This is a genomic window from Streptomyces sp. NPDC048331, from assembly GCF_043201215.1.
Lineage (GTDB): Bacteria > Actinomycetota > Actinomycetes > Streptomycetales > Streptomycetaceae > Streptomyces.
Genome location: NZ_JBICYT010000008.1, coordinates 21,270 through 47,516, shown reverse-complemented (window position 1 = coordinate 47,516; position 26,247 = coordinate 21,270). Strand labels below are relative to the sequence as shown.

Annotated in this window: 26 protein-coding genes; all 26 read left to right on the top strand. The window is 70.7% G+C overall.

What is annotated here, in order from left to right; all coding sequences use genetic code 11:
• Window positions 1-10: 10 nt before the first annotated feature.
• The 26 genes from ACGFYY_RS14395 to ACGFYY_RS14270 all read left to right on the top strand — a co-directional run bounded on the left by ACGFYY_RS14395 (window position 11) and on the right by ACGFYY_RS14270 (window position 26,149).
• Entirely contained in the window at window positions 11-1,657 is a 1,647-nt protein-coding gene (locus tag ACGFYY_RS14395) for a thiamine pyrophosphate-binding protein (protein ID WP_393709351.1), read from the top strand.
• 47 nt (window positions 1,658-1,704) lie between these two features.
• Window positions 1,705-2,139 carry a nuclear transport factor 2 family protein gene (locus tag ACGFYY_RS14390; protein ID WP_393709349.1) on the top strand — a complete coding sequence of 145 codons (435 nt, stop codon included), beginning with the start codon at window positions 1,705-1,707 and terminating at the stop codon, window positions 2,137-2,139.
• A gap of 29 nt (window positions 2,140-2,168) precedes the next feature.
• Window positions 2,169-2,624 carry a nuclear transport factor 2 family protein gene (locus ACGFYY_RS14385; protein ID WP_365266219.1) on the top strand — a complete coding sequence of 152 codons (456 nt, stop codon included), beginning with the start codon at window positions 2,169-2,171 and terminating at the stop codon, window positions 2,622-2,624.
• A gap of 21 nt (window positions 2,625-2,645) precedes the next feature.
• Complete coding sequence (locus ACGFYY_RS14380) at window positions 2,646-3,029, top strand: nuclear transport factor 2 family protein (RefSeq protein WP_393709347.1); 384 nt, start codon at window positions 2,646-2,648, stop codon at window positions 3,027-3,029.
• A gap of 13 nt (window positions 3,030-3,042) precedes the next feature.
• A complete protein-coding gene (locus tag ACGFYY_RS14375; RefSeq protein ID WP_393709345.1) occupies window positions 3,043-4,671 on the top strand; it encodes a GMC family oxidoreductase in 1,629 nt (542 codons plus the stop codon).
• Complete coding sequence (locus ACGFYY_RS14370; protein ID WP_393709342.1) at window positions 4,664-5,275, top strand: DJ-1/PfpI family protein; 612 nt, start codon at window positions 4,664-4,666, stop codon at window positions 5,273-5,275. Before ACGFYY_RS14375 ends, ACGFYY_RS14370 begins: the two co-directional genes overlap by 8 nt.
• A complete protein-coding gene (locus ACGFYY_RS14365; protein ID WP_393709340.1) occupies window positions 5,275-5,712 on the top strand; it encodes a VOC family protein in 438 nt (145 codons plus the stop codon). Before ACGFYY_RS14370 ends, ACGFYY_RS14365 begins: the two co-directional genes overlap by 1 nt.
• 3 nt (window positions 5,713-5,715) lie before the next feature.
• Window positions 5,716-7,536 carry an AGE family epimerase/isomerase gene (locus tag ACGFYY_RS14360; RefSeq protein ID WP_393709338.1) on the top strand — a complete coding sequence of 607 codons (1,821 nt, stop codon included), beginning with the start codon at window positions 5,716-5,718 and terminating at the stop codon, window positions 7,534-7,536.
• Between the two features lie 37 nt (window positions 7,537-7,573).
• Window positions 7,574-7,924, top strand: coding sequence for an STAS domain-containing protein (locus tag ACGFYY_RS14355; protein WP_030008823.1), 351 nt, complete (start codon window positions 7,574-7,576; stop codon window positions 7,922-7,924).
• The gene (gene glgX / locus ACGFYY_RS14350; RefSeq protein WP_365266206.1) at window positions 7,921-10,068 is read left to right on the top strand and encodes a glycogen debranching protein GlgX; all 2,148 of its coding nucleotides are present in this window, start codon (window positions 7,921-7,923) and stop codon (window positions 10,066-10,068) included. The genes ACGFYY_RS14355 and glgX overlap by 4 nt, the downstream gene beginning before the upstream one ends.
• Window positions 10,069-10,084: 16 nt before the next feature.
• Entirely contained in the window at window positions 10,085-10,396 is a 312-nt protein-coding gene (locus ACGFYY_RS14345) for an STAS domain-containing protein (protein ID WP_365266204.1), read from the top strand.
• Between the two features lie 14 nt (window positions 10,397-10,410).
• Window positions 10,411-10,866, top strand: coding sequence for an ATP-binding protein (locus ACGFYY_RS14340; RefSeq protein WP_393709580.1), 456 nt, complete (start codon window positions 10,411-10,413; stop codon window positions 10,864-10,866).
• On the top strand, window positions 10,848-12,104 hold the full coding sequence (locus ACGFYY_RS14335; protein ID WP_365266202.1) for a PP2C family protein-serine/threonine phosphatase: 1,257 nt from the start codon (window positions 10,848-10,850) through the stop codon (window positions 12,102-12,104). The genes ACGFYY_RS14340 and ACGFYY_RS14335 overlap by 19 nt, the downstream gene beginning before the upstream one ends.
• On the top strand, window positions 12,105-12,848 hold the full coding sequence (locus ACGFYY_RS14330) for an AAA family ATPase (RefSeq protein WP_393709334.1): 744 nt from the start codon (window positions 12,105-12,107) through the stop codon (window positions 12,846-12,848). It abuts the gene before it with no gap.
• Window positions 12,849-12,918: 70 nt separating this feature from the next.
• Window positions 12,919-13,659, top strand: a complete 741-nt coding sequence (locus tag ACGFYY_RS14325; protein ID WP_393709332.1) for a type 1 glutamine amidotransferase domain-containing protein — start codon at window positions 12,919-12,921, stop codon at window positions 13,657-13,659.
• Window positions 13,660-13,701: 42 nt separating this feature from the next.
• On the top strand, window positions 13,702-15,186 hold the full coding sequence (locus ACGFYY_RS14320) for an aldehyde dehydrogenase family protein (protein ID WP_365266196.1): 1,485 nt from the start codon (window positions 13,702-13,704) through the stop codon (window positions 15,184-15,186).
• Complete coding sequence (locus ACGFYY_RS14315; RefSeq protein ID WP_393709330.1) at window positions 15,123-15,881, top strand: NADPH-dependent F420 reductase; 759 nt, start codon at window positions 15,123-15,125, stop codon at window positions 15,879-15,881. Before ACGFYY_RS14320 ends, ACGFYY_RS14315 begins: the two co-directional genes overlap by 64 nt.
• Window positions 15,866-16,420 carry a (2Fe-2S)-binding protein gene (locus ACGFYY_RS14310; protein WP_393709328.1) on the top strand — a complete coding sequence of 185 codons (555 nt, stop codon included), beginning with the start codon at window positions 15,866-15,868 and terminating at the stop codon, window positions 16,418-16,420. The genes ACGFYY_RS14315 and ACGFYY_RS14310 overlap by 16 nt, the downstream gene beginning before the upstream one ends.
• A gap of 5 nt (window positions 16,421-16,425) precedes the next feature.
• Window positions 16,426-18,831, top strand: a complete 2,406-nt coding sequence (locus ACGFYY_RS14305) for a xanthine dehydrogenase family protein molybdopterin-binding subunit (RefSeq protein ID WP_393709326.1) — start codon at window positions 16,426-16,428, stop codon at window positions 18,829-18,831.
• Window positions 18,828-19,661 (top strand): FAD binding domain-containing protein, encoded by an 834-nt coding sequence (locus ACGFYY_RS14300; protein WP_393709324.1) that lies wholly within the window; start codon window positions 18,828-18,830, stop codon window positions 19,659-19,661. Before ACGFYY_RS14305 ends, ACGFYY_RS14300 begins: the two co-directional genes overlap by 4 nt.
• A gap of 62 nt (window positions 19,662-19,723) precedes the next feature.
• Window positions 19,724-20,980 carry an MFS transporter gene (locus tag ACGFYY_RS14295; protein ID WP_365266186.1) on the top strand — a complete coding sequence of 419 codons (1,257 nt, stop codon included), beginning with the start codon at window positions 19,724-19,726 and terminating at the stop codon, window positions 20,978-20,980.
• Entirely contained in the window at window positions 20,977-22,503 is a 1,527-nt protein-coding gene (locus tag ACGFYY_RS14290; RefSeq protein WP_393709322.1) for an ATP-binding protein, read from the top strand. Before ACGFYY_RS14295 ends, ACGFYY_RS14290 begins: the two co-directional genes overlap by 4 nt.
• A 12-nt stretch (window positions 22,504-22,515) precedes the next feature.
• Window positions 22,516-22,857 (top strand): nuclear transport factor 2 family protein, encoded by a 342-nt coding sequence (locus ACGFYY_RS14285; RefSeq protein WP_393709320.1) that lies wholly within the window; start codon window positions 22,516-22,518, stop codon window positions 22,855-22,857.
• A 110-nt stretch (window positions 22,858-22,967) separates the two neighbouring features.
• A complete protein-coding gene (locus ACGFYY_RS14280) occupies window positions 22,968-23,615 on the top strand; it encodes a TMEM175 family protein (protein WP_327734526.1) in 648 nt (215 codons plus the stop codon).
• Between the two features lie 72 nt (window positions 23,616-23,687).
• The gene (locus ACGFYY_RS14275) at window positions 23,688-24,998 is read left to right on the top strand and encodes an IS701 family transposase (protein WP_393709317.1); all 1,311 of its coding nucleotides are present in this window, start codon (window positions 23,688-23,690) and stop codon (window positions 24,996-24,998) included.
• Window positions 24,998-26,149, top strand: a complete 1,152-nt coding sequence (locus ACGFYY_RS14270) for an XdhC family protein (protein ID WP_393709315.1) — start codon at window positions 24,998-25,000, stop codon at window positions 26,147-26,149. Before ACGFYY_RS14275 ends, ACGFYY_RS14270 begins: the two co-directional genes overlap by 1 nt.
• Window positions 26,150-26,247: the final 98 nt, after the last annotated feature.

Genomic DNA, 26,247 nt, shown 5'->3' with positions numbered 1-26,247 from the left:
GGGGGAATTCATGGAAGCCACTCCCGGACGGGAAAGGCTGATCGAGCAGTTCAAGGCCGACGGCCTGAAGGTGATGTTCGGAAATCCGGGGACGGTGGAGCAGGGATTTCTCGACGCGGTGGACGCGGCGGAGGACTTCCATTACGTCCTCGCCCTCCAGGAGACCGTGGCCGCCGGTATCGCCGACGGGTACGCCCGGGCGACCGGCGGCGCGGCCCTGCTCCAGCTGCACTCCGGCGTCGGTCTGGGCAACGGCATCGGCATGCTCTACCAGTCGCTGCGAGGCCACACGCCGCTCGTCGTGATCGCCGGTGACGCGGGGGTGCGCTACGACGCCATGGACGCGCAGATGGCCTGCGACCTGGTGGCGATGGCCAAGCCGGTGACCAAGTACGCGACCCGGGTCACCGACCCGCGGTCCGTGCTCCGCACCGTCCGCCGCGCCGTGAAGATCGCGCTCACCCCGCCGCGCGGACCCGTGTTCGTGGCCCTGCCCATGGACGTGCTGGACGAGCTCAACTCCGAGCCCGTCCTGCCCTCCACGGAGGTGCTCACCGACGTGTCGCCGTCACCGGCCTCGGTGGGGCGGGCGGCCGAGCTGCTCGCCTCCGCCGAGCGGCCGATCGTCCTGGTCGGGGACGGGGTCGCGCTCTCCGGGGCGCAGAACGAGCTCGTCGCCGTCGCCGAGCTGCTGGGCGCCGACGTGTACGAGGTGGACTCGTCCGAGGTGAACATCGCGGCCTCGCACCCGCTGCGGCGCGGCCAGACCGGGCACATGTTCGGCCCGCACAGCAAGGAGCTCGTCGGGGACGCCGACGGCGTGCTGATCGTCGGCACCTACGTCTTCCCGGAGGTCTTCCCCGAGCTGGAGAGCCCCTTCAGGGCCGGCGCCAAGGTCGTCCACATCGACCTCAACGCCTACGAGATCGCCAAGAACCACCCGGTGGACCTGGGCCTGGCCGCGGATCCCAAGGAGGCGCTGCGCGCGCTGGCCGGCGTACTGGAGCGGCGCCTCGGCCCGCAGCGTCGGGCGGCGGCCGCCGCGCGCCTCGACGTACGGACCCGGGAGCGGGTCCGCGAGGTGCGCGCGGCGGGGTCCGCCCCGGACGACGGCACGCCGATGGCCGTCTTCCTGAAGACCCTGGCCGAGCGCACGGGCGGGGACCTGATCGTCTTCGACGAGGCACTGACCACCTCCCCGCTGGTCACCCGGTACCTGCCGGCGGAGCGCCCCGGCGACTACCACCTGACGCGGGGCGGCTCGCTCGGCGTGGGCTTCCCGGGCGCGGTCGGGGCGAAGCTGGCCCGGCCGGAGCGGCTGGTGGTCGGCTTCGCGGGCGACGGCGGGTCCATGTACACCTACCAGGCGCTGTGGACGGCGGCCCGGCACGGCATCGACGCCAAGTTCGTGGTGTGCAACAACCGCAAGTACCGGCTGCTGGACGACAACATCGCCCAGTACTGGCGGGAGCGGGACATCCCGGAGCACGGCTTCCCGGGCTCCTTCGACCTCTCCCACCCCGAGATCGACTTCGCCGGGCTGGCCCGCTCGCTCGGCGCCGGCGGGATGCGGGTGGAGAAGCCGGACGAGGCGGTCGCCGCCGTGGGTCGGATGCTGTCCCACCCCGGGCCGTTCCTCGTCGACGTCCAGATCTGATCCGAGAGCCATCCGACGCAAGCCCCGTACGGACAGGAGGAGACCGCATGCCCGCCGAGCGGCAGCTGACCGAGGAAGCGATCCGCAGTTTCGCCGAGGCCTGGTACGTGGCGCTGGACCAGCACGTGGGTCCGGACGACGTGCTCGCCCTGATCACCGAGGACCTGGAGTTCAAGGTCCCCGAGGACACCTTCCTCGGGCACGAGGGATTCGGCCGCTGGTACGAGGCCGTCACCCACCGCTTCTTCGACGAGGTGCACACCGTCACGAAGGTGGAGCCCGTGATCGAGGGCGACCGGGCGGTCGTCCGGGTCCTCGTCAACTGGCAGGCCAAGATCTGGGATCCGCCGGCCGCCCGCAGCCAGTGGCTCGGCTTCGACGCCGACCAGACCTGGACGGTCGTGGCCGGTCCGGACGGACCGCTGATCAAGCAGTACACCGTCAACGACCTGGCGCCGATGCCCGGTTCCGGCTCGCTCTGAGCACGGGCGCCGACGAAGGAGAAGCGACGATGACCGAAGTGACACGGGAGCGGGTCGAGGCGGCCTACGCCGCCCTCGGCTCCGGCGACCGGGCACGCATCCTGGAGTACTACTCCGAGGACCTGCGGTGGCTGGTGCCGGGCAACCACCCGCTGGCGGGCTGGTACGAGAGCCTGGACGCCTTCCTGGAGTTGATGGGGCAGACCCACAAGCTCACGGGCGGCACCTTCCGCATGGACATCCAGGCGGTCCTCGTCGGCGAGGACTGCAGCGCCGACGTGTGCCGCAACGTGGCCCTGCGGGACGGCGCGGACGAGACGAGCACCTCCGCGTACGAGCGGATGGACTACCCGGTCTTCCACTTCATGCGGTGGCGCGGCGGCCGGATCGTCGAGGGCCGGGACGGTCTCTTCGGGGACTCGGCGACCGCCTTCAGTCAGTTCTGGGCGCCGTTCGCGCCGGACGGAACCCGTAGGGACCGATAGACCGACAGGGGGATGAGCGCGATGGACCGACACGAGAGCCACACCGAGATCCTTCGAAAGTACTACGAGTACGCCAACGCCGGTGACTGGGAACGCTGGTGCGACCTGTTCGCCGACGACCAGGTGATGGACGAGCAGCTGGCCGGCCACATCGAGGGCCTGGAGGTCCTGCGCTCGATGATGAAGGGCATGGGCACGATGTACCGGGTCTTCCGCAACGAGCCCGTGCACTTCGTCGTCGACGGGGAGAAGGCCGCGGCCGTCTCCCACCTGACCGCGGTCAGCGCCTCCGGGGAGCCCATCGAGGCAGAGGTCATGAACTTCTTCCGGATCGTCGACGGAAAGATCGCCTACATGGCGAACTACCACGACACGGTCCCCTTCCAGGTGCTGAGCCAGGACTGAGGGGAGCGCGGTCATGGCTGAAGAACGTGCAGAGGAATACGACTACGTCATCGTGGGCTCCGGCACCGCGGGCAGCGTGCTGGCGGACCGGCTCTCCGAGGACCCGGACGTCTCCGTCCTCGTCCTGGAGGCGGGCGGTTCCCGCATCCCGCCCGAGGTGGACGACCCGTCCTCCTGGTACAAGCTCCTCGGCGGTCCGGTGGACTGGGGCTACACCAGCACCCCGCAGCCCGGCCTCGACGGCCGTCGCACGTACGAGCCGCGCGGCAAGGCCCCCGGCGGCAGCAGCAACCTCTACATCATGATGCACATCCGGGGCCACGCCTCGGACTTCGACAACTGGGCCTACCAGGGCGCCGCCGGCTGGTCCTACGAGGACGTGCTGCCCTACTTCGCCCTGCTGGAGGGCCAGGAGGACGTCACCGCCGCGACCACCGGCACCCGCGGCCCGCAGCGGATCACCAACGCCGGGCGGCACGGCCCCAACCCGGTCTCCCGGGCCTTCATCGACGCCGCCGTCGAGCTGGGCCACCAGGAGATCGAGGACTTCAACACCGACGGGCCGCGACGCGGCCTCTTCGGCACCGGCTGGCACCACATCGACGTGGCCGACGGCCGCCGCCAGGGCGTCCTCGCCGCCTACCTGGAGCCGGCGCTGCGGCGCCCCAACCTGACCCTGCGCACCGACGCGCAGAGCACGAGGCTGCTGTGCGAGGGGGACACCTGTACGGGCGTCGAGTACGTCCAGCTCCGGGCTCCCGCCACGCCGTCGGACAGCGACGCCCCGGGCCGGACCGTCCGGGACGGCCACAGCGCCGCCGCGGCTCCCGGGCCGCACACCGTACGGGCCCGCCGCGAGGTGATCGTGGCGGCCGGGGCGATCGAGTCCCCGAAGCTGCTGCTGCTCTCCGGCATCGGCCACCCCGAGCAGCTGCGCGAGCACGGCATCGAGGTCACCGCGGCCCTGCCCGGGGTCGGCGAGAACTTCCACAACCACGTCCTGACCGGGCTGATGGCCGAGGTCACCCAGGAGCTCCCGCCGCCGGCGCAGAACCTGTCGGAGAGCGCTCTATTCCTGGCCTCGCGGCCCGGGCTGCCCGCGCCCGACCTGCAGATCGCCTTCGTCCACGTGCCGTTCGACGTGATCGTCGGTCAGGACCACCCCAACACGGTGTCCATCCTGCCCGGAGTCGTACGTCCGGTCTCGCGCGGCTGGATCAAGCTGGCGAGCACCGACCCACTGGCCCACCCGCTGATCAACCCGAACTACCTGGGTGACCGGTGGGACCTGGAGCGGATGGTGCAGGGCGTCAAGATCGCCCGGGAGATCTTCGCGACCTCCGCCTTCTCGCCCTGGTACAAGCAGGAGCTCCAGCCCGGACCGGGCCACGTGAGCGACGACGACCTGCGGACCTTCGTGAGGCAGAAGTCGGAGAGCTACCACCACCAGGCCGGCTCCTGCCGGATGGGTGTCGACGACCTCTCCGTCGTCGACCCCGAGCTGCGGGTGCACGGCGTACGGAACCTGCGCGTGGTCGACGCGAGCGTGATGCCCGCGGTCCCGTCCGGCAACTGCCACACCGCCATCGCGATGATCGCCGAGCGCGCGGCGGACTTCCTGAAGGGGGCCTCCCGTGTCTGACGCGGTGCTGCGCGAGGGCGCGCTGTCCGGGACCCGGATCGCGGTCCTGGTCGAGAGCGACTACTACGAGCCGGAGATCTTCTACTACCAGCACCGCTTCGCCGAGGAGGGCGCCGAGGTCGACTTCCTGACCCGGCTGTGGGGCAACGACGCCATCACCTTCACCGGGCACGAGTACCGGGCGCCCTTCACCGCCACGCAGTCCCTGGAGGGGCTGAGCGACGACGAGCTGCGCCGGTACGCGGCGATCATCGTGCCCTCCGGCATGGTCGCCGACCGGCTGCGCTACACCGAGGACGTGGACGTCCTCGCCCCGGCGACCGAGCTGCTGCGCCGGGCCTTCGAGGAGCCGACGGTCCTCAAGGGGATCATCTGCCACGGCATGTGGCTGGCCTCCTCGATCCCGGACAAGATCCGCGGCCGCAAGGTGGTCTGCCACAACAACCTCATCGGTGACGTCCGGAACATGGGCGGGGAGTACGTCGACGAGGACGTGGTGGTCGACGGGGACCTGGTCACCGGCCGCACCGGGGCCCACCACCACCTCTTCGCGCGCCGGATCATCGAACTGGTCGCGGCCGGCCGGGGCCGGGGAGCCGGCTGATGGCCGCCGGGCTGCGGTGGTCCCACGTGGGCCTGAACTGCGCGGACCAGAAGACCACCGAGGATTTCTACACCCGGTACTTCGGTTTCACCCGGGCCCGGGTGGTCGATCTCGGGGAGTCCCGGATCGTGTTCCTGCGCAAGGGGGACGCGTATCTGGAGCTCTTCGCGGCCGGCGACACCGCTCCGGCCCGCCCGGCGAGCGACGACGGTCCGCAGGCGCCCGGCCGGATGCGCCACCTGGCCTTCCAGACCGACAGCGTGGACGCGTTCCTGGCCGAGCTGGGCGACGCGGCGGAAGTGACCCTGGGACCACTGGACTTCGACGACTTCATCTGCGGCTGGCGGACCGTGTGGGTCCGCGATCCCGACGGGGTCATCGTCGAGGTCAGCCAGGGATACGAGGACGACGGCTCTCACGACAAGGACGGTGCGTGACCCATGGCTGACGCCGTGACCTTCTCCTTCTCCGACACGATCGCGGGCTACGTCACCCGCTTCGACTCCGGGGCCCGGCTGCTGAAGCTGAAGACCTCCGACGGGCGGGAGTTCGACGTCTCCCTCGCCGGGGACCCCAGCGCCGAGCTGGTCCGCAACCTGGACGAGCCCTACATCGACGCCTCCGGGCACATCGACGAGATGCTCTCGCCCGGCCGGTTCCTCTTCGTCTACGGGGTCCACTACCCGGAGCGCGGCGGCGGCTTCGACGCCAAACGCCTGGTCTTCCTGGGCCGCGGCTCCGAGGACTACCGCTTCGAGGAGCCCAGCTGGTGGATCAAGCAGATCGAATCCCTGGCCGACTTCTACAAGCGGGCGCAGTTCGGCGACGGGCCGGTGGACTTCACCGAGTACCGCACCGAGATCCGGCTCGGTGGTGACAAGACCGCCAGCCACGTCCAGGAGACCGACACGATCTCCCGGCTGGTCTACGGCATGGCCTCGGCCTACCTGCTGACCGGCAAGGACGAGTACCTGGAGGTCGCCGAGCGCGGCACCGAGTACCTGCGCAAGCACATGCGGGTCGTGGACAGCGAGGAGGACGTGGTCTTCTGGTACCACGGCATCAGCGTCGACGGGGACAGCGAGCGCAAGCTCTTCACCTCGGAGTTCTCCGACGACTACGACGCGATCCCGATGTACGAGCAGATCTACGCGCTGGCCGGCCCCATCCAGACGTACCGGGTCACCGGCGACGTCCGGATCAAGAACGACGCGGACGCCACCATCCGCCTCTTCGACAAGTTCTTCTTCGACCCGGAGCAGGGCGGCTACTACTCCCACATCGACCCGATCCTCTTCAGCGCCGACCACGAGTCGCTCGGCGAGAACGCCGAGCGCAAGAACTGGAACTCGGTCGGCGACCACGCGCCCGCTTACCTGATCAACCTGTACCTGGCGACCGGCGACCAGAAGTACGCCGACTTCCTCGAGTACACCTTCGACACCATCGCGGACAAGTTCCCGGACTACAAGAACAGCCCCTTCGTCCAGGAGCGCTTCTTCCGCGACTGGTCGCACGACACCGCGCACAGCTGGCAGCAGAACCGCGCGGTGGTCGGCCACAACCTGAAGATCGCCTGGAACCTGATGCGGATGAACTCGCTGAAGGCCAAGCCGGAGTACGAGCAGCTCGCCAAGAAGATCGGCGAGATCATGCCGGCTGTCGGCAGCGATGTGCAGCGCGGCGGCTGGTACGACGTCGTCGAGCGGCTCAAGGGCGGCGACCAGGAGGCGTACCGGTTCGCCTGGCACGACCGCAAGGCCTGGTGGCAGCAGGAGCAGGCGATCCTCGCCTACCTCATCCTGAACGGCACGGTCGGCGGCGACGCGAACCTGCGCGAGGCCCGGCAGGCCCAGGCCTTCTACAACACCTTCTTCCTCGACCACGACGAGGGAGCCGTCTACTTCAACGTGCTCGCCAGCGGTACGCCGTACCTGCTCGGCACCGAGCGCCTCAAGGGCAGTCACTCGATGTCCATGTACCACTCGGCGGAGCTCTGCTACCTCTCCGCCGTCTACAACAACCTGCTCATCAACGGCCGGGAGATGGACTTCCACTTCCAGCCCGACCCGACGAACCTGCCCGACCGCGTCCTGCGCGTCTCGCCCGACCTGCTTCCCGCCGGTTCGGTGCGGATCGCGTCCGTGGAGATCGACGAGAAGCCGTACACCGACTTCGACGCCGACGCACTCACCGTACGACTGCCCGACGTCCAGAGCCGGGTGAAGGTCAAGGTCCGGCTGCGTCCGGTGGCCAAGTAGCGCTCAACGGGGGGCGCCCCAACCAGAGGGGAACGCAATGACTCTCAACGTCAAGGAACGCCGGAACAAGACGGGCACCGTGCTCGTCGCCACCGGCGAGATCAACAGCGAGACATCCGGCTCGCTGCTCCAGGCACTGCTGCCACTGGTCCGCGAGGGCAAGCCGCTGAAGATCGACCTCACGGCGGTCACCTACGTCTCCAGCGCGGGCCTGCGCACCCTGCTGGTGGTCTACCGCGAGGCGCAGCACGCCGGCGTCGCGGTCACCCTCTACGGGGTGAGCGAGGAAGTCCGGTTCGTCATGTCGGCCACCGGGTTCCTCGACTTCTTCGAGACCGGCGAGGCCGTCGCGGCGGCCGCCAAGGCCAAGGCCAAGGCCGCGCGATGACCGAGACCCGGTCCGAGCAGGTGCTGCGCGTCGACGCGTACCCGACCCACGAGGTGGGCGGGTACCGCGTCCGCGCCGGCAAACCGTTCCCCTTCGGGGCCAACGTGGTCCCCGGCGGGGTCAGCTTCTCCGTCTTCTCCGACCAGGCCACCTCCATGACCCTGGTCATCTTCGAACGCGGAGAACCCGAGCCGATGGCCGAACTGGAGTTCCCGGAGGAATTCCGCACCGGCAGCGTCTTCGCCATGACCGTCTTCGGCCTCGACCACGAGAACATCGAGTACGGGTACCGGGCCGACGGCCCCTACGACCCCGTCACCGGCCATCGCTTCGACGCCCGGCAGGTGCTCTCCGACCCGTACGCCCGGCTGATCGCCGGCCGTGACGTGTGGGGCGTGGAGCCGGACCGCAGCCGCGGCTACCAGTACCGCTCCCGCGTCTGCCTCCAGGACTTCGACTGGGGCGACGACACCCCGCTGGGGATCCCCGCCGAGGACCTCGTCGTCTACGAGACCCACGTGCGCGGCTTCACCCGGCACCCCTCCTCGCAGGTCACCGCACCCGGCACCTTCGCGGGGCTGCGCGAGAAGATCCCGTACCTGAAGGAGCTCGGGATCAACTGCATCGAACTGCTGCCGGTGTTCGAGTTCGACGAGAGCGACAACCCGCGCACCAACCCGGAGACGGGCGAGCAGCTCTTCGACTACTGGGGCTACAACACCGTCTCGTTCTTCGCCCCCAAGGCCGGCTACGCGGCCACCGGACGCTACGGCATGCAGGGCGACGAGTTCCGCACCCTGATCAAGGACCTGCACGCGGCCGGCATCGAGGTCATCCTCGACGTCGTCTTCAACCACACCGCGGAGGGCAACGAGCAGGGCCCGACGATCTCCTTCAAGGGGCTCGACAACGCCACGTACTACATGCTCACGCCCGACGGCTACTACTTCAACTTCAGCGGCACCGGCAACACGGTCAACTGCAACCACCCCGTCGTGCGCAATTACGTGCTCGACTGCCTGCGCCACTGGGTCGCCGACTACCACATCGACGGCTTCCGCTTCGACCTGGCGGCCATCCTCGGCCGGGCCCTGGACGGCACCCCGCTGCCCAACCCGCCGCTGCTGGAACTGCTCGCCTACGACCCGGTCCTGCGGCACACCAAGCTCATCGCCGAGGCCTGGGACGCCGGCGGCCTCTACGAGGTCGGCAACTTCCCGGCGTACGGCCGCTGGGCCGAGTGGAACGGCAAGTACCGCGACACCGTACGCAGCTTCCTCAAGGGTGACCCCGGCGTCACCGGCGAACTGGCCACCCGCATCGCCGGATCGCCCGACCTGTACGCCACCCGCGGCACCGCGGCCTCGGTCAACTTCCTGACCGCGCACGACGGATTCACCCTCGCCGACCTGGTCTCCTACAACGACAAGCACAACGAGGCCAACGGCGAGCACAACAACGACGGTGCCAACGACAACAACAGCTGGAACTGCGGCGCCGAGGGCCCCACCGACGACCCGGAGATCAACGCGCTCCGCACCCGTCAGATGAAGAACGCCCTCGCGATCCTCTTCACCAGCCAGGGCATCCCGATGCTGCTGGCCGGCGACGAGGTCGCCCGCACCCAGCAGGGCAACAACAACACCTACTGCCAGGACAACGAGCTGTCCTGGTTCGACTGGGACCAGGTCGACGACAACGCCGAACTGCTCCGGTTCACCCGGGAGATGATCGAGTTCCGCAAGCACCACCGTGAGCTGCGCTCCACCGCCCACCCCACCGGTCAGGTCCGCGAGCACCTGGGCCTGCCGGACATCAGCTGGCACGGGGAGCGGGCCTGGCAGCCCGACTGGTCGGCCGAGAGCCGGCTGCTGGCGGTGGCCCGCTGCGGCACCGGTGACGACGACGTGGTGTACGTGGCCATGAACGCGCACTGGGAGTCGCACGACCTGGAACTGCCCGCCCTGCCGGGCGGCCGCAGCTGGCACCTGTTCGCCGACACCGGGGCCGAGGCACCGTACGACATCCGCACCCCCGGAGCCGAGCAGGAGCTGGACAACGCCGGGAAGTACCTGATCGGCCCGCGCTCGGTGGTGATCCTGGTGGGCCGCACGAACGACCGCGACGACCTCGACACGCCCTGACCGAAGGAGACCTGACATGCCGCTTTCCGTGTCCCTGAGCATCGAGGGCGACACCACCGTGATCGAACTGACGGGCGAGCTGGACGCCAAGACCGCACCGGACTTCCACCGGACCATCGAGAAGGCCGCCGGGCACGGCACCACCACCGTCGAGATCAGGATGGCCGGCGTCGGCTACATGGCCAGCGCCGGACTGCGCTCCCTGGTCTTCGCCCAGCAGAAGGTCGCGAACGACGTCACCCTCAAGGTGGTCGGTGCCATCGAGCCCGTGTCCCGCACCATCCGGACCGCGGGGCTGGACCGGAGCATCGTCCTCACCGATGAGTGACGACCGTGACTGACATGGTCGAACTGGCGAGGACGTCCTGCGAACTGGAAGTGCCCGCGACGGTGGGGGCACTGGGCGACATCGCCTCGTTCGTCCTACGGCTGGCCGGTGCGGCGGGCCTGGGCAAGGGCGCCACCTACCGGCTCCGGCTGGCGGTGGACGAACTGGCCACGAACGTCGTGATGCACGGGTACCGGGGCGCCGACGGACGGATCACCGTCCGCGGCCGCTCCGGCCCTGGCGGGGTACAGATCGTCATCGAGGACCACGCACCCCCCTTCGACCCCGTCGAAGGCCGCCTGCCGCCCGCCCCCGGGGTCCCCCCGGAGGAGCGGCGGATCGGCGGCCTCGGCATCCACCTGGCACTCACCAGCGTGGACGAGTTCGGCTACGCGCACAGGGACGGCCGCAACATCAGCACCCTGACTGTGAAGGCTGAGGGGACGGACCGATGCCCTCCACGACCGTGATCATCCTCGACGCGTACCCGCCACCGCCGCCCGAGCTGCTCGACGCTCTGCGGACGATGGACGCGGCACTCGTCACCCGCTCCCTCGCGGAGCTGCGCGAAGGCGCACTGGAACTGCTGCCCGTCGCGGACGTGCTGCTCGCCCCGGCCGAGTCCGACGGGGAGGCCGTACGGATGGCCGTACGCCGGCTGCGCCGCTGGGCCGGGGCACCCATCGTGGTCGTCTGGACCGTGACGGAGTTCGCCGCCCTGGAGGAGCACGTCCGGATCGGGCACGACTACCTCGTACCGCCCTTCCTGCCCGCCCTCGTCGGGGCCCGGCTGCACAGCTGCTCGGAGCGCGCCGGACTCGGCCGCACCCTGCGGGAGGCCGACGCCCGCGCCGAACTCATGGGCTACGAGAAGGAACTGGAGATCGGCCGGGAGATCCAGGCGGGCTTCCTGCCCGAATCGATGCCCGTCCCCGACGGCTGGGAGATCGACGTGCGGTTCCGTCCCGCCCGGCAGGTCGCCGGCGACTTCTACGACGTCTTCGAGATCTCCCGCGGCCGCCGGCTCGCCTTCGTCGTCGCCGACGTCTGCGACAAGGGGGTCGGAGCCGCGCTGTTCATGGCGCTCATCCGCTCCCTGCTACGGCACACCGCCCAGAACAGCGGCCTCCAGCACCTGGTCGCCGGACGCGCCGGCGGCAGCCGGCGGATCCCGGTCGTCGGCGCCACCCCGCTGCTCAACGCGGTCACCGCCACCAACGGCTACCTCACCCGCAACCACCTGCGGCAGGGCTACTTCGCCACCCTGTTCTTCGGGGTGCTCGACCCGCTCACCGGCAGCCTCGTCTACATCAACGGCGGCCACAACCCGCCCCTGCTGCTGCCCGCCGACGGCAGCCCACCCGTCGCCCTCCACATCACCGGACCGGCGGTCGGGATCCAGCCCGACTGCGTCTACACCCTCGGCTACGCCCAGCTCGACCCGGGCGACACCCTCTTCGCCTTCACCGACGGAGTCCCCGAGGCCCGCTGTCCGAACGGCAGCTTCCTCGGGGACGACCGGATGCTGGAACTGCTCGCCGGGCCACCGTCCAGCGGCAAGGACGTGGTCGACCGCATGGACTGGGCGGTGCGCGAGCACACCGGCACCGCCGAACAGCACGACGACGTCACCATGCTGGCCCTGCACCGGCCACGCGCGGCGCGGGGGCCGCACGCGGCCGGCGCCGGTACCCGGGTGGTGGCCTAGATGACCCGCACCATCGTCGTGCACTCGCACCGCGGTGGGACGGGCAAGTCCTCGGTACTGGCGAACCTCGCGCTGCTCCTCGCGGCCGAGGGGCGCCGGGTGGGGGTGGTCGACACCGACATCCAGTCACCCACCCTGGACCTGCTGTTCCGCCTCGGGCCCGGACCGTCCCTGACCGACTACCTGCTCGGCCGCTGCGAGATCGAGAGCACCGCCCAGCGGACGGCGGCGCCCGGCCTGTACGTCGTACCGGCCCGGACCGGGACGGCCGCCCTGCGCGAGATCATGGCCGGGGGCTACGACGTAGGGCTGCTGCCGGAGGGCTTCGATCGGCTGGCCACGCACCACGGCCTCGACGTACTGCTGCTCGACACCCACGCCGGGCTCAACAACGAGTCGGTGACCGCCATGGCGAGCGCCGACGTACTGATGATCATGGCGCGGGCCGACCGGATCGACCTCTCCGGCGTCGAGGAGACCATCGCCCTCGCCGGGCGCCTGACCTGCCGGCGGAACCTGGTCCTGAGCATGGCCCCCGCGGGCATCGACCGCGACGCGGCCCGCCGGCGCTCCGAGGCGGTCTACGGGGCGCCCCTGGCCGGAATCCTTCCCTACTCGCCGGAAATGGCGGCTCTGTACGGGGAACGCATATTTGCCGAAGCTCACCCCGACCACCCCCTGGTCGGTGAATTCCGCACCATCATCTCGGCGTTGGACGCACGTGACGAAGTATCGCGGGCCTGACGTCGTCCCCCTTACGCCCCCTGCGGGTGGCGTGTTGAATCGGCAGCGAATCCAGAACAAGGAGAGAATCATGAAGATTCTCGTCGTCATGACGGCCAAAGCCACACTGCATCTGCTCGACGGTGAACAGCACCCCTCGGGATTCTGGGCCGAGGAATTCGTCGTGCCCTTCTCGCTCTTCAAGGCGGCCGGCCACGACGTGGACGTGGCGACGATCGGAGGCCGGGCGCCGACCGTCGACCAGACGAGCATCGACCCCCAGTTCCTCCGGTGGGTCCGCCCCCAGGGTTCACCGGACGAGGACGCGGCCAACGCCGCCGAGTACGTCCGGGTCATCGGGGACACCCCCCAACTCAGAGCCCCCATCGCACTGGAGACCCTCACCGAGAAGGACATCACCGACTACGACGGCGTGTACGTCAGCGGCGGCCACGGCGCCATCGGTGACCTCCCCAAGTCCGACGAGCTCGCCCAGATCCTGCGCTGGGTCATCGCGCAGGACAAGCCCCTCGCCACCGTGTGCCACGGCCACACCTCGCTGCTCGCCCTGCGCGACGGCGAAGGCCACTGGCCCTTCGAGGGCTACCGGATGACGGCCTTCTCGCACGACGAGGAACTGGTCACCAACATGGCCGGCCGGCTCCCGCTGATCCTGGAGGTCGAACTCACCCGGCTCGGCGCCCGCTACGAGAAGGCCGAAGCCATCTGGGACTCGCACGTGGTCGTCGACCGCAAGCTGACGACCGGCCAGAACCCCTACTCCTCCAAGGCCCTCGCCGAGACCTTCCTGCAGCAGCTCGCGAAGGGCTAGGCCCCGCACCCCGCACCCCGCACCCGACATCGGAAGGCAGCCATGACCAAGCGTGAGCTGAGCGGCCGGCCCCTCGCCAACCCAGGGAAACTGTTCATCGGCGGCGCCTGGGTCCCGGCCCAGGACGGCCGTACCGAACCGGACGTCAGCCCCGTGGACGGGCAGGAGATCGTACCGGTGGCCCAGGCCGCCGCCGCCGACGCGGACGCGGCCGTCGCCGCCGCCCGCACGGCGTACGAGGAGGGCCCCTGGAGCAGACTGTCCGCCCAGGAGCGCGCGCTGCGACTGAACCGGGTCGGTGAGCTCATCGAGCGCGACCTGGAGGAGATCGCCCTGCTGGAGACCGTGGACATGGGCAAGCCGTTCGCGTTCTCCAGCACGGTCGACGCCCCCATGGCCGCCCAGCTCATGCACTACTACGCCGGGGCCGTGACCCGCGTCGACGGCTCCTCCCGCGCCCCGGCCGGCGGCCAGCTCGCCTACACCCTGCGCGAACCGCTGGGCGTGGTCTGCGCCATCACCCCGTTCAACTTCCCGCTGCTGCTGTCGATGACGAAGATCGCCCCGGCCCTCGCGGCGGGCAACACGGTGGTCCACAAGCCCTCCCCGGCCACCCCGCTGACCGCCCTGAAGATCGCCGAGCTCTTCCAGGAGGCGGAGATCCCCGACGGGGTGCTGAACGTCATAACCGGTCCGGGCGTGGAACTGGGGGAGACCCTCACCGGCCACCCCGACATCGACAAGATCGCCTTCACCGGATCCACCTCGGTCGGCCAGACGATCATCCGCAAGGCGGCCGGCACCCTGAAGAAGGTGACGATGGAACTCGGCGGCAAGTCCGCCAACATCGTCTTCGCCGACGCCGACCTCGACGCCGCCGAGGAACTCGCCTTCTTCGGCATCTACTACAACAAGGGCGAGATCTGCACCGCCGGCTCGCGACTGCTGCTGCAGCGCCCCATCCACGACGAGATGGTCGAACGCCTGGTCCGCCGGGCGGCCGACCTCAAGCCCGGCGACCCGCGCGACCCCGCCACCCTCTTCGGACCGCTGGCCCACCGCGGCCAGTTCGACAAGGTCAGCTCGTACATCGAGGTCGGCGAGAAGGAAGGCGCGATCCTGCGCACCGGCGGCAGCGGATGGACCCCCGAAGGGGCCTCCAGCCAAGGCCTGTACTTCCTTCCGACGATCTTCACCGGCGTCGACAACAGCATGCGGATCGCCCAGGAGGAGATCTTCGGACCGGTCCTGTCGATCATCCCGTTCGACACCGAGGAGGACGCCGTACGCATCGCCAACGACAGCGCGTACGGCCTCGCCGCCGGCGTCCACACCAAGGACCTGCGGCGCGCCCACCGGGTCGCCTCACAGATCAAGGCCGGCACGGTCTGGGTCAATTGCTACAACCAGTACGACCCCGCCGTCCCCTACGGCGGCTACAAGGCCTCCGGCTACGGCCGCGAGTGCGGCCCCGAGTCGCTGGAGAGCTACACCCAGACCAAGTCGGTCTGGATCGGAATGGACTGAGAGCGCTACCGAGACCGACGCGGAGCGCAGGCGGGACCGACCGAGAGCACGACCGAGACCTCCATTCCCGAGGAGCGGCAATGCGGACAGGCATCATCGGCACCGGGCGGATCGGCTCGACCCTGGCCAGGATCCTCGTGGCGGCGGGCCACCAGGTCGTCCTCGCCAACGCCCGGGGCCCGCAGACCCTCGACCCCCTCGTGGCCGAGCTGGGACGGGCCGCCTCGGCGGCGCACCCCGCCGAGGCGGCCGACCGGGCCGAACTCCTGGTGCTGATGGTGCCCTTCGAACGCGTCCGCGGGCTGCTCCCGCCGTACGCCGTGCAGGACAAGGTGCTGGTGGACGCCACCAACGCGTTCGGCGGCCCCGGCGCCCCCGCCGACCTCGGCGGGCGCGGCTCCAGCGACCTGGTCGCCGAGTGGTACCCGGGCGCACAGGTCGTCAAATCCCTGAACACCATGCATTTCGAAACCCTCGCCGTCGCCGGTACCGCACCCGGAGAGCGCCTGGCACATTTCACCGCGGGCGACGACGTGAAATCGAAAGAAATCGTCGCGGGAATCATCACGGATCTGGGATTCGCGCCCGTGGACACCGGCCCGTTGCACTCCGGAGGAATTCTCCAACAGCCCGGCGGGCCCCTTTTCAATCGGCCGCTCACGGAAGCGCAGGCGCTGGCATGGATATCACACTGAAGGTGAACGGAAGACCCGAGCAGTTCTCGGCGCAGCCGAACGAACTGCTCGTGGAACGGCTCCGCGACGGCCTCGGGCTGACCGGCACCAAGGTCGGCTGCGACACCGGCCAGTGCGGCACCTGCGTCGTCCGCCTCGACGGCAGGTCCGTCAAGAGCTGCCTGGTCCTCACCGCCTCCGCCGCCGGCGGCGAGGTGGCCACCATCGAGGGCGAGACCGGTCGCGGCGGCGAACTGACCGGTCTCCAGGAGGCACTGCGCCAGGAGCACGGCACCCAGTGCGGCTTCTGCACCCCCGGCATGGTCATGGCCCTCGGTGAACTCGTCGACGCCACCGCCGGCGGCGAGGCCCCCACCGAGCCCGAGATCCGCGAATGGCTCACCGGCAACCTGTGCCGGTGCACCGGCTACCACAGCGTCGTACGGGGCGTGCAGCGCGCCTGCGCGGCCGCCCGCGCCGAGGCGCCCGTCACCGTGTCCGCCGGCGTGGCCGATCCCGGCGCGGTCGCCACGTCCACCGCTGCCGGACAGGAGGTGTGAGGGACATGACCGCAGTGACGGGGGAGGCCCCGGCCACGGGGAGCGGAGTCCTCGGGCAGCCGCTGGACAGCCGCGAGGATCCGCAGCTGCTGCGCGGCGAGGCCACGTACGTGGCGGACATCGACCTGCCGGGCACCGCCCACATGGCCATCCTGGGCAGCCCGGTGGCGCACGCGAAGATCCTCTCCATCGAGACCAAGGCCGCCGAGCAGATGCCCGGTGTGCTGAAGGTGGCCACCGCCGCCGACTTCACCGACGTCATGCCGCTGCCCTGCATCTGGATCCCCGGCGGCGTCGAGAGCCATTTCCCGCCCCACCCCTACGGACTGCCCGGCGCCCGCCCGGTCCTCACCGGCGACACCGTCCGGCACGTCGGCGACCCCATCGCCGTGGTCGTCGCCGAGACCCCGCGCCAGGCCACCGCGGCGCTCGCCGCCATCGCCGTCGAGTACGAGCCGCTGCCCGTGGTCACCCGCGCCGACGCGGCGCTCGCCGAGGGCGCGCCCCAACTGCACGAGGCCGTGCCCGGGAACCTGAACGCGTACTGGACCTGCGGCGACAAGGACCGCACCGACGCGGCCATCGCCGAGGCCGAGGTCACCGTCGAACTCGACCTCGTCAACCAGCGCACCATCAACAGCCCCATCGAGCCGCGCGGAGCGGTCGGCGACCACAACCCCGTCACCGGCGAGTACACGCTCTACGCCACCACGCAGGGCCCGCACAACCACCGCTTCCTGCTCTCGGCACTGGTCCTCGGCATCCCCTTCAACAAACTCCGGGTGATCGCCCCGACCGTCGGCGGCAGCTTCGGCACCAAGGGCTACCTGTACCCCGACATGCCGTTGGTGCTGCTGCTGTCCAAGGCGCTGGGCCGGCCCGTGAAGTGGGTGGACACCCGCACCGGACTGATGAACTCCACCGTCCAGGGCCGCGACCACCGCCAGCACGTGACGCTCGCCGGCACCCGCGACGGCCGCATCACCGCCGTCCGCTGCACCAGTTACGCCAACCTCGGCGCGTACCCCTCCACGATCGGCCCCGGTGTCGCCACCGCCCTGATGGGCCGCTCCATCAGCGGCATGTACGACATCGACGCCGCCTTCTGCGAGGTCTACGCCGCCTTCACCAACACCGTCCCGCTCGGCGCCCAGCGCGGCAGCGGACGCGCCGAGGCCGCCTTCCTCATGGAGCGCCTCGTCGACCGGTACGCCTCCGAGATCGGCATGGACCCGGCGGCCGTCCGGCGCAAGAACCTGGTGCCGAAGGAGAAGTTCCCGTACGACAACGGCCTCGGCTGGACCTACGACTCCGGGAACTACCAGCTGAACTTCGACAAGGCCCTCGAGCTGTCGGGCTACGCCGACATGCCCGCCCGCAAGGCCGAGGCCCGCGCCCGCGGCAAGCGCCTCGGCGTCGGCCTCGCCACCTACGTCGCCATCTGCGGGGTCGGCCCCTCCACCCGGATGTCCCAGGAAGGCATGCTCGGCGGCACCTGGGAGAGCGCGAACATCCGCGTCCACCCGACCGGCGAGGTCACCGTCACCGTGGGCTCCGCCTCCACCGGCCAGAGCCACGGCACGGTCTTCGCCCAGGTCGCCGCCGACGAGCTCGGCATCGACCCGGACACCGTCCAGGTCCTGGAGGGCGATACGCAGAAAGCCCCGTACGGGCAGGGCACCTACGGTTCCCGCTCCTACAGCATGGCCGCGCCCGCCGTCGCCCTCACCGCCCGGAAGATCAAGAGCAAGCTGATCCGGGCCGGCGCCGTCTTCCTCGGCGTTCCCGAGGACAAGGTCGTCTACGAGGGCGGCCGCGTCCACGAAGCGGGCAACGAGCAGAACGGCAAGACCTTCGCCGAACTGGCGATGTCCATGTGGTACGGCTGGGGGCTGCCCGCGGAGATCGAACCCGCCCTCGACGAGACCACCCACTTCGACCCGCCGGACTTCAACTACCCCTTCGGCACGCACGTCGCCGTCGTCGAGATCGACGAACTGACCGGCGAGACCGAGGTGGTGTCCTACACCGCCGTCGACGACGCCGGCCACCTCGGCAACCCCAAGATCGTCCTCGGCCAGATCGAGGGCAGCATCACGCACGGCCTCGGCCAGGCCCTCATGGAGGCCGCCGTCTACGACGAACAGGGCCTGCTCATCAGCTCCGACCTGACCAGCTACGCCCTGCCGCGCGCCGCCGACGTGCCGTTCTTCACGCTCGACAAGACCGTCACGCCCAGCCCGCACAACCCGCTCGGCGCCAAGGGCGCCGGCGAGATCGCCACCGTCCCGCCCGCCGCGGCCGTCGTCAACGCCGTCGTCGACGCCCTGGCCGACCTGGGAGTCCAGCACATCGACATGCCCCTCACCCCCGAGAAGGTCTGGCGCCGCATGAGAGGGGAAGCCCAGTGATCCTCACCGAGTTCGACTACGTGCGGCCCGCCGACCTCGACGAGGCGCTGGCCCTGCTGGCCGGGACCCGCGGCGCCCGGATCCTGGCCGGCGGCCAGAGCCTGCTGCCCGACCTGCGCTCCGGAACCGACCGGGCCACGCTGCTGGTCGACATCCGGCGGCTGGCGGAGCTGCGCGGGGTCACCCGCACCGCCGACGGCACCCGGCTGCGGATCGGGGCCCTGACCACGCTCGCCCAGCTCGCCGCCGACCCGCTGGTGCTCGCCGAGGCCCCGGAACTGGCCGCCTCGGCCCGCGCCAACGGCGACCCCCAGGTCCGCAACCTCGGCACCGTCGGCGGCAACCTCGTCGCCACCGCGCGGCCCACCGACCTGCCGGTCGCCGCCATCGCCGCCGACGCCGTGGTCGAACTGGCCGGCCCCGGCGGGCGGGCCGGCCTCGCCGCCGAGGAGCTCGCCGCCGGCCCCGCGCCCGCCGACGCGGTCCTCACCGCCCTGCTGGTGCCCGCCGCCGGCCCGGCCGCCGCCTTCGAGAAGACCGCCGACCGCGCCACCCGCTACCCGGTGTGCGCCACCGCCGTACGGATCACCCCCGGCGGGCCGCGCATCGCCGTCACCGGGGCCACGTCCCGCGCACTGCGACTGCGCGGGGTCGAGGACCGGCTGCGCGGGGGCCCGTACGGAACGGAGGCCGTGCTCGCGGCCTTCCGCGCCGAACCCAGGGAGCTTTTCGTCCCCGGGCGCGGCACCTCGGCCGAGTACCTCGGGCATCTCGTGGGGGTCCTGACGGCCCGAGCCTTGCAGAGGGCCGAGCAGGCTCTCGCCCGATAGCCCGAGACGGGCACACCACGGGGCCCGCCACGGGTCCCATCACGGGGGAGTGGAGTGACGCAGTGGCCGACACGTCCGAGACGACCACGGGGGTAACCGTGCACCCAGCCGCGCACGCGGCCGGCGCGCCCAGAGGCTCCGGCTTCTGGGTGGTGGGAGCGGTCCTCGTCCTGCTGATGCTCTCCTCCTCCGTGCCCTCCGCCCTCTACGTGCTCTACCAGCAGGAGTGGGGGCTGTCCTCCGGCACGATCACGGTGGTCTTCGCCCTGTACGCGGTGACCGTGCTGGCCGGGCTCCTGCTGTTCGGCTCCCTCTCCGACACCCTGGGCCGGCGCCCGGTCCTCGGCGGCGCCCTGATCCTCGCCATGGTCTCCATGGTCCTGTTCGCCGGTGCCCAGGGACTCGGTCTGCTGCTGGCCGCCCGCGCCGTCCAAGGGCTCGCCGTGGGCCTGGCCACCGGGGCGATGGGCGCGGCCCTGCTGGAACTCAGCCCGGCGGCCAGACCCGCCCTCGGCGCCCAGGTCAACAGCGCCGGCCCCACCGTGGGCATCGGGCTCGGCGGGATCGGCGCCGGACTCCTCGTCCAGTTCGCGCCCGCCCCGACCGTGCTGAGCTACCTCCTGCTGGTCGGCGCCTTCGCCGTGACCCTGGTGGGCGTGGTCCGGATGCGGGAGAGCGCTCCCGGCGCCGGCGGCCGCTTCCGGGTGGTCCCGCACCGGATCCGGGTACCGGCGGACGCCCGGGGCCGCTTCGCCGTCCTCGTCCTGACCATCGTCGCGGTCTGGTCGGTGGGCGGCTTCTACCTCTCGCTCGGCCCGCACCTGGCGCTGTCCCTGCTGCGGTCCACCAACTACCTGGTCGGCGGGGCCACGGTCGCCCTGCTCGCGGGCGCCGCCACCGTCGCCCAGCTGATGCTCGGCCGCACCGAGGCGTTGCGCACCGCGGTGCTCGGCCTGCTCGGCCTCCTCGCCGGACTCGGCCTGGTGCTGCTCGCACTGGGGATCCGCTCGGCCGCCGTGTTCCTCGTGGCCACGGCCGTCCTCGGCAGTGGCTGGGGCGCCGCCTTCCTCGGTGCCTTCCGCGCGCTGAGCAGCCTCGCGCAACCGGCGCACCGGGGTGAACTGACTGCGGCCGTATACGTGTTCGCGTACCTCGCGATGAGCGTGCCGGCGGTCCTCGCCGGGATGCTGACCAACATCCACGGGCTGCACCGCACCTCGGTCGGCTTCATGGCCGCCGTGGCCGCCGTGTGCGCGCTGGCCCTGCTGGCCACCCTGCGACTGGCCGCCCGTACCCGGGCCGAGGGGAGAACGGCGTGAACGTGGCGGACCTGAAGGGGCCGGAACTACGGTCGGCCCTGCGCGGGTTGGAGATCTTCGCCGGGATCACCGACGAGCAGTTGGACTGGCTGGTCTCGGTCTCCGAGCCCCGGATCCTGGCCGACGGCGACGTCCTCTTCCGGGACGGCGAGGAGGCCACCGGATTCCACGTCCTGCTCTCCGGCGGGCTGGTCGTCACCAAGGTCGTCGACGGCCGGGAGGAGGTGCTCACCCGGCACTCCACCGAGGAGGAGAGCGCCGCCGCCGAGGAGCACGACGGCAAGCCGTCCGCCGCCCACCGGTTCACCGGCGAACTGCCCCTGCTGACCGACGGCTCCTACGTGGCCACCGCGGCCGCCAGCGGCCCGTCCACCACGGTGGTGGCCTACTCGAAGCCGGTCTTCTTCGAGATGCTGACCCGCTGCCACGGGGTGGCCGCCGTACTGATCCCCGTACTGGCCTGGCGCATCAAGTCCTCCGAGGTGCAGGCCCGCAAGCGGGCCACCGTCGAGGCGCTCGGCACCCTGGCCGCCGGGCTCGCCCACGAGCTGAACAACCCGGCGGCGGCGGTGGCCCGGGCCGCGCAGGAACTGGCCCCCGCCCTGGAGAGGCTCACCCGCACCGCCCAGGCCTGGGGCGCGGCCGCCTCGGGCGCGGAGCGCTCGCTCCTCGACCGGCTCGCCGACGAACTGGACGAGCTGCCGCCGCCGGTGGCCACCGACCCGTTCGCGCAGGCCGACGCCGAGGAGGAGATCGCCGACTGGGCCGAGGAGGCGGGCACCGAACGGCCCGGCCTGCTCGGCTCCGGGGTCGCGGACCTCGGACTGGATCTGGCCTGGCTGCGGGAGCGGCTGGAGGGCGTCGGGGACCGGGCCCTCGCCCCGGCCCTGGACCACCTGGCGGCACTCCTGGAGATCCGCTCGCTCGCGGCGGAGCTGCGGGCCGCGGGTCCCAGGATCTCCCAGCTCGTCTCCGCCACCCGGGATTACGCCAACCTCGACCGGGCGCCCGAACAACGCTTCCCGGTGACCGACGGACTGGAGAACACGCTGGTCGTCCTGCGTGCCCAGCTCGCCGGGATCAGCATCGTGCGTGAGTACGAGTCCGACCTGCCCGAACTGACGGGCTATCCGGGCGAGTTGAATCAGGTGTGGACCAACCTGGTCGACAACGCGGTCGAGGCCATGGAGGGCGCCGGCGTACTGACCCTGCGCGCCCGGGCCGAGGGCGTCTGCATGGTCGTGGAGATCGCCGACACCGGCCGGGGCATCCCGGCGGAATCCCTCCCGCGGATCTTCGAACCCTTCTACACCACCAAGGATGTGGGCAAGGGCACCGGTCTGGGGCTGCACCTCAGCTACCGCATCGTGACCCAGCGCCACCACGGGTCGATCGTCGCCCGCTCGCGTCCCGGTGAGACCCGGATGGTTGTCCGGCTGCCCTTCGCCGGCAGCGCCCAATCCTGTGTCTCACCTGCGACAACACCCGAAACGGCACCCATCGTGGGCACCTCTCCCAGTTGAAACGGAGTCGACATGGCCAAGTACGACATCTCCAAGCTGCACCCGGTGTTCGTCCGCCAGATGGAGGCGCTGGCCGCCCTGGACATCGAGGCGGTGATGAAGAACTACACCGACGACGCCGTGCTGCTCCGCTTCGAGGGGGCCTCGGTCGGGATCGAAGCGGTTCGCGAGACGTTCACCGGCTATCTCACGGTGAAGCCCACGCTCGTCGAACTCCAGGAGTACATCGAGACCGGCGACACCATCTTCTACCGGGCGATCATGAGTCTGAACGGCGAACCTGAGCACGCGTTCGGGACACTTGTCGTCCGCGATGGCCGAATCTGGCGCCAGACCGCCGGATTCGGCAGCTGACGGCCGGAATCTGGGTAGCGTGTGCGGGGAGGGCGCCGCAGCGCCCTCCCCGTATGTGTGGCATACCGCGCGCGTCCTGCATATATGCAGGGAATGGCAAAGGGGAGGCAATGGAAAGCGAAACCGGGCGGATCGAGGCATTCAGTGACGGTGTATTCGCCGTCATCATCACGATCCTGGTTCTGGAATTAAAGGTTCCGGAAGAAACCGGCTCGGACTTCTGGCACGGAGTCCGGGAACAATGGCCCCATTACGCCGCCTACGTCGTGAGTTTCCTCATCATCGGCGTGATGTGGGTGAACCACCACACCATCTTCAGTCACCTCAGGCGGGTGGACCGCCCCCTGCTGTTCCTGAATCTCCTGGTGCTGATGGTGGTGTCGGTGGTCCCGTACACCACCAACGTCCTCGCCGAGCACCTCATGGAGGAAGGCGGGTCCGCCAACGCGGCCGCGGTCCTCTACAGCGGCGTCACCGTGGCCTACGCCCTGGCCTTCCTCGCCTTCTGGTGGTACGTCACCCGGGTCGGCCACCTCTTCCACGAGCAGGTCGACAAGGAAGGCGCACGCGCCACACGAGTGCGCTTCGGCCTCGGTGCCATCGCGTACCCCCTCACCGTCCTGTTGGCCTTCTACTCCGCACCACTCACACTTGTCGCCCACTTCCTGATCGCGATCTACTATGCGGCGAACCAGATCCCCATCCCCCTCGTGGTAGAGGAAGAGCGGCTCGAAACTGCCAGCGACCTCAGGAAGTAGCCGCCGGGGCCTACGGCCGTTCTATGCGGTCAAGTAGGGTATTGGATCTAGCTGGTCGCGGGGGAGGCCCAGATGGCTCGCGTAGTCCTGCCGGAGGATTCCACGACGGAATTCTCCGAATTGATCGACGTCCTGATCTCTCTTCTCTTCGAATCATTACCCCGGCGGGACCAGCGAAACTGGGCCCGCGTTTATCTGAACGGCCTGGTGCGGACCACCGGGAAGAAAACAATTCGTAACATCGCCGGAACAGGGGCCAGTTCCGTCGAGCAGAGCCTCCAGCAGTTCATCAGCAAGTCCCCGTGGGACTGGACCCCGGTCCGCCGCTCCCTCGCCCAGCACCTCGAACGCACCGCGCAGCGCCCCCTGGCCTGGGTGCTCCAGCCCATGGTCATAGAGAAGGCAGGCGACCGCTCCGTCGGCGTCGGCCGGCAGTTCGTCCCCCAGCTCGGCCGCACCGCCAACTGTCAGCAGGCGAGCGGGATCTGGCTCGCCTCCAGCGAGGCCAGCTTCCCGGTCGAGTGGACCCTCACCCTCCCCGGTCCCTGGACCAGCGAACTCCTGCGCCGCCGCCGGGCCGGCATCCCCGACACGGCACGCTCCCTCACCCCCGCCCAGGACGCCGTACACGCCGTACAGCGGATGGCCGCCCACTGGCAACTCCAGCGCCGGCCCGTGGTGATGGAGGTCGCCAACGGCGATCTCCCGCAGAGCATCGAGTCCTTCGCCCTCCAAGACATCCCCTTCGTCTTCAAGGTCGACGGCTCGCTGCCCGTCTCCTTCGGCGGCGCCGGCCGCCACAAACCCGGGCCGCACACCGCGCCCGCCCGCGAGCTCATCGACTCCCTGCGCTCCCAGCGCCGCGTCGTCGAGTGGACCCGCCACGGCCGTGCCGAGGGCGCGGTGACCCTGCTGACCTCGGCCTCGATCTTCGCCACCCCCTGCGAGGACCGCCCCGTGCCCGCGCCGCCCACCCCGCTGCTGCTGGTCGGAGCCTGGACCGAAGCCGCCCTGCTGCCCTCCGAGTTCTGGATCACGAACATCGGAGACCGGCCGCTCGCCCAGCTGTTCCTGCTCGCCAAGCTCACCGACCGCGTCTCCCTCGACTTCGCCGAGACCTGCGAACCCGTGGGCATCCGGGACTTCGAGGGCCGCTCCTTCCGCGGCTGGCACCACCACGCCACCCTCGCCAGCGTCGCCCACGCCGCGAAACTGCTCGGCGCGCGCCCGCGGCTGCCCGACGGATACCCCGGCCCCACCCGGTCGGCCGCCGCCACCGTCGCACCGCCCCGGCAAACCACGGCCCGGCCGGCGACCCCGGCCGTCCTGCCGCCGCGCCCGTACCTGCCCGGACAGACCCCGCGTCGCGAATACATCCGCTGATGCTCGACATCGCCGAGCAGCTACGCGCGTGGTGCGCCGCCCAGCGGGAATTCGCGCTGGCCACCGTCGTCGCCGTCAGTGGGAGCGCTCCCCGCGGCCCGGGGGCCTCCCTCGCCGTCGACGACCAGGGCACCGCGCTCGGCTCCATCTCCGGAGGCTGCGTGGAATCCGCCGTGCACGAGCTGTGCCTCGATGCCATCGCCTCCGGCGAGGGCGGCCTGCACCGCTTCGGCTACAGCGACGACGACGCCTTCGCCGTGGGCCTGACCTGCGGCGGGGTCCTCGACGTCCTGGTCACCCCGGTGCGCGGGCTCGACCCGGTCCGGCCCGTGCTCGGATCGGTGCTCGACGCCGCCGCCGGGGGCACCCGGGCCGCGCTCGCCCGGGTGGTCTCCGGACCACCGCCCCAGCTGGGTCGGGCGCTCGCCGTGCACGCCGACGGCTCCTACGAGGGCGGGCTCGCCGGCGGCCCCGACCTGGACCGGGCCGCCGCCCGGCAGGTACGGGCGCTGCTGCTGGCCGGACGCACCGGCACCGCCGAGCTGGGCACCGCCGGCGGACTCTGCGGAGCGCCCCTGACCCTGCTCGTGGAATCGGCCGCCGAGCCGCCCCGGCTGCTGGTCTACGGGGCCATCGACTTCGCCGCGGCCCTCGCCCGGATCGGGGCCTTCCTCGGCCACCGGGTCACCGTGTGCGACGCCCGGCCCGTCTTCGCGACCCCGGACCGCTTCCCCGACGCCGACGAGGTGATCGTCGACTGGCCGCACCGCCACCTGGCTGCCGAACGGGCCGCGGGCCGCCTGGACTCCCGTACCGCGGTCTGCGTCCTCACCCACGACGCCAAATTCGACATACCGCTGCTGGAACTCGCCCTGCGGCTGCCCCTGGGCTACGTGGGCGCCATGGGATCGCGGCGCACCCACGCCGAACGCGAGAGACGGTTGCGGGCCGAGGGCGTCACCGACGCCGCCCTGGCCCGCCTGCACTCACCCATCGGACTCGACCTCGGCGGCGCCACCCCCGAGGAGACCGCGTTGGCCATCGCCGCCGAGTTCACGGCCGTCCGGCACGGCGGATCGGTGCTCCCGCTGGCCCGGCGCCACGGCCCCGTCCACCGTCGGACACGGCCCGTCGGGACCAAGGTCCCGTAGGAAAGGACCACCCGGCCCGGTATGTCCTGGACGATCAGCCCGGAAGGCGTGAACGCCAGGTCGTGGGAGAATGAAGTACGTGCGTTTCCCCGGCTGTC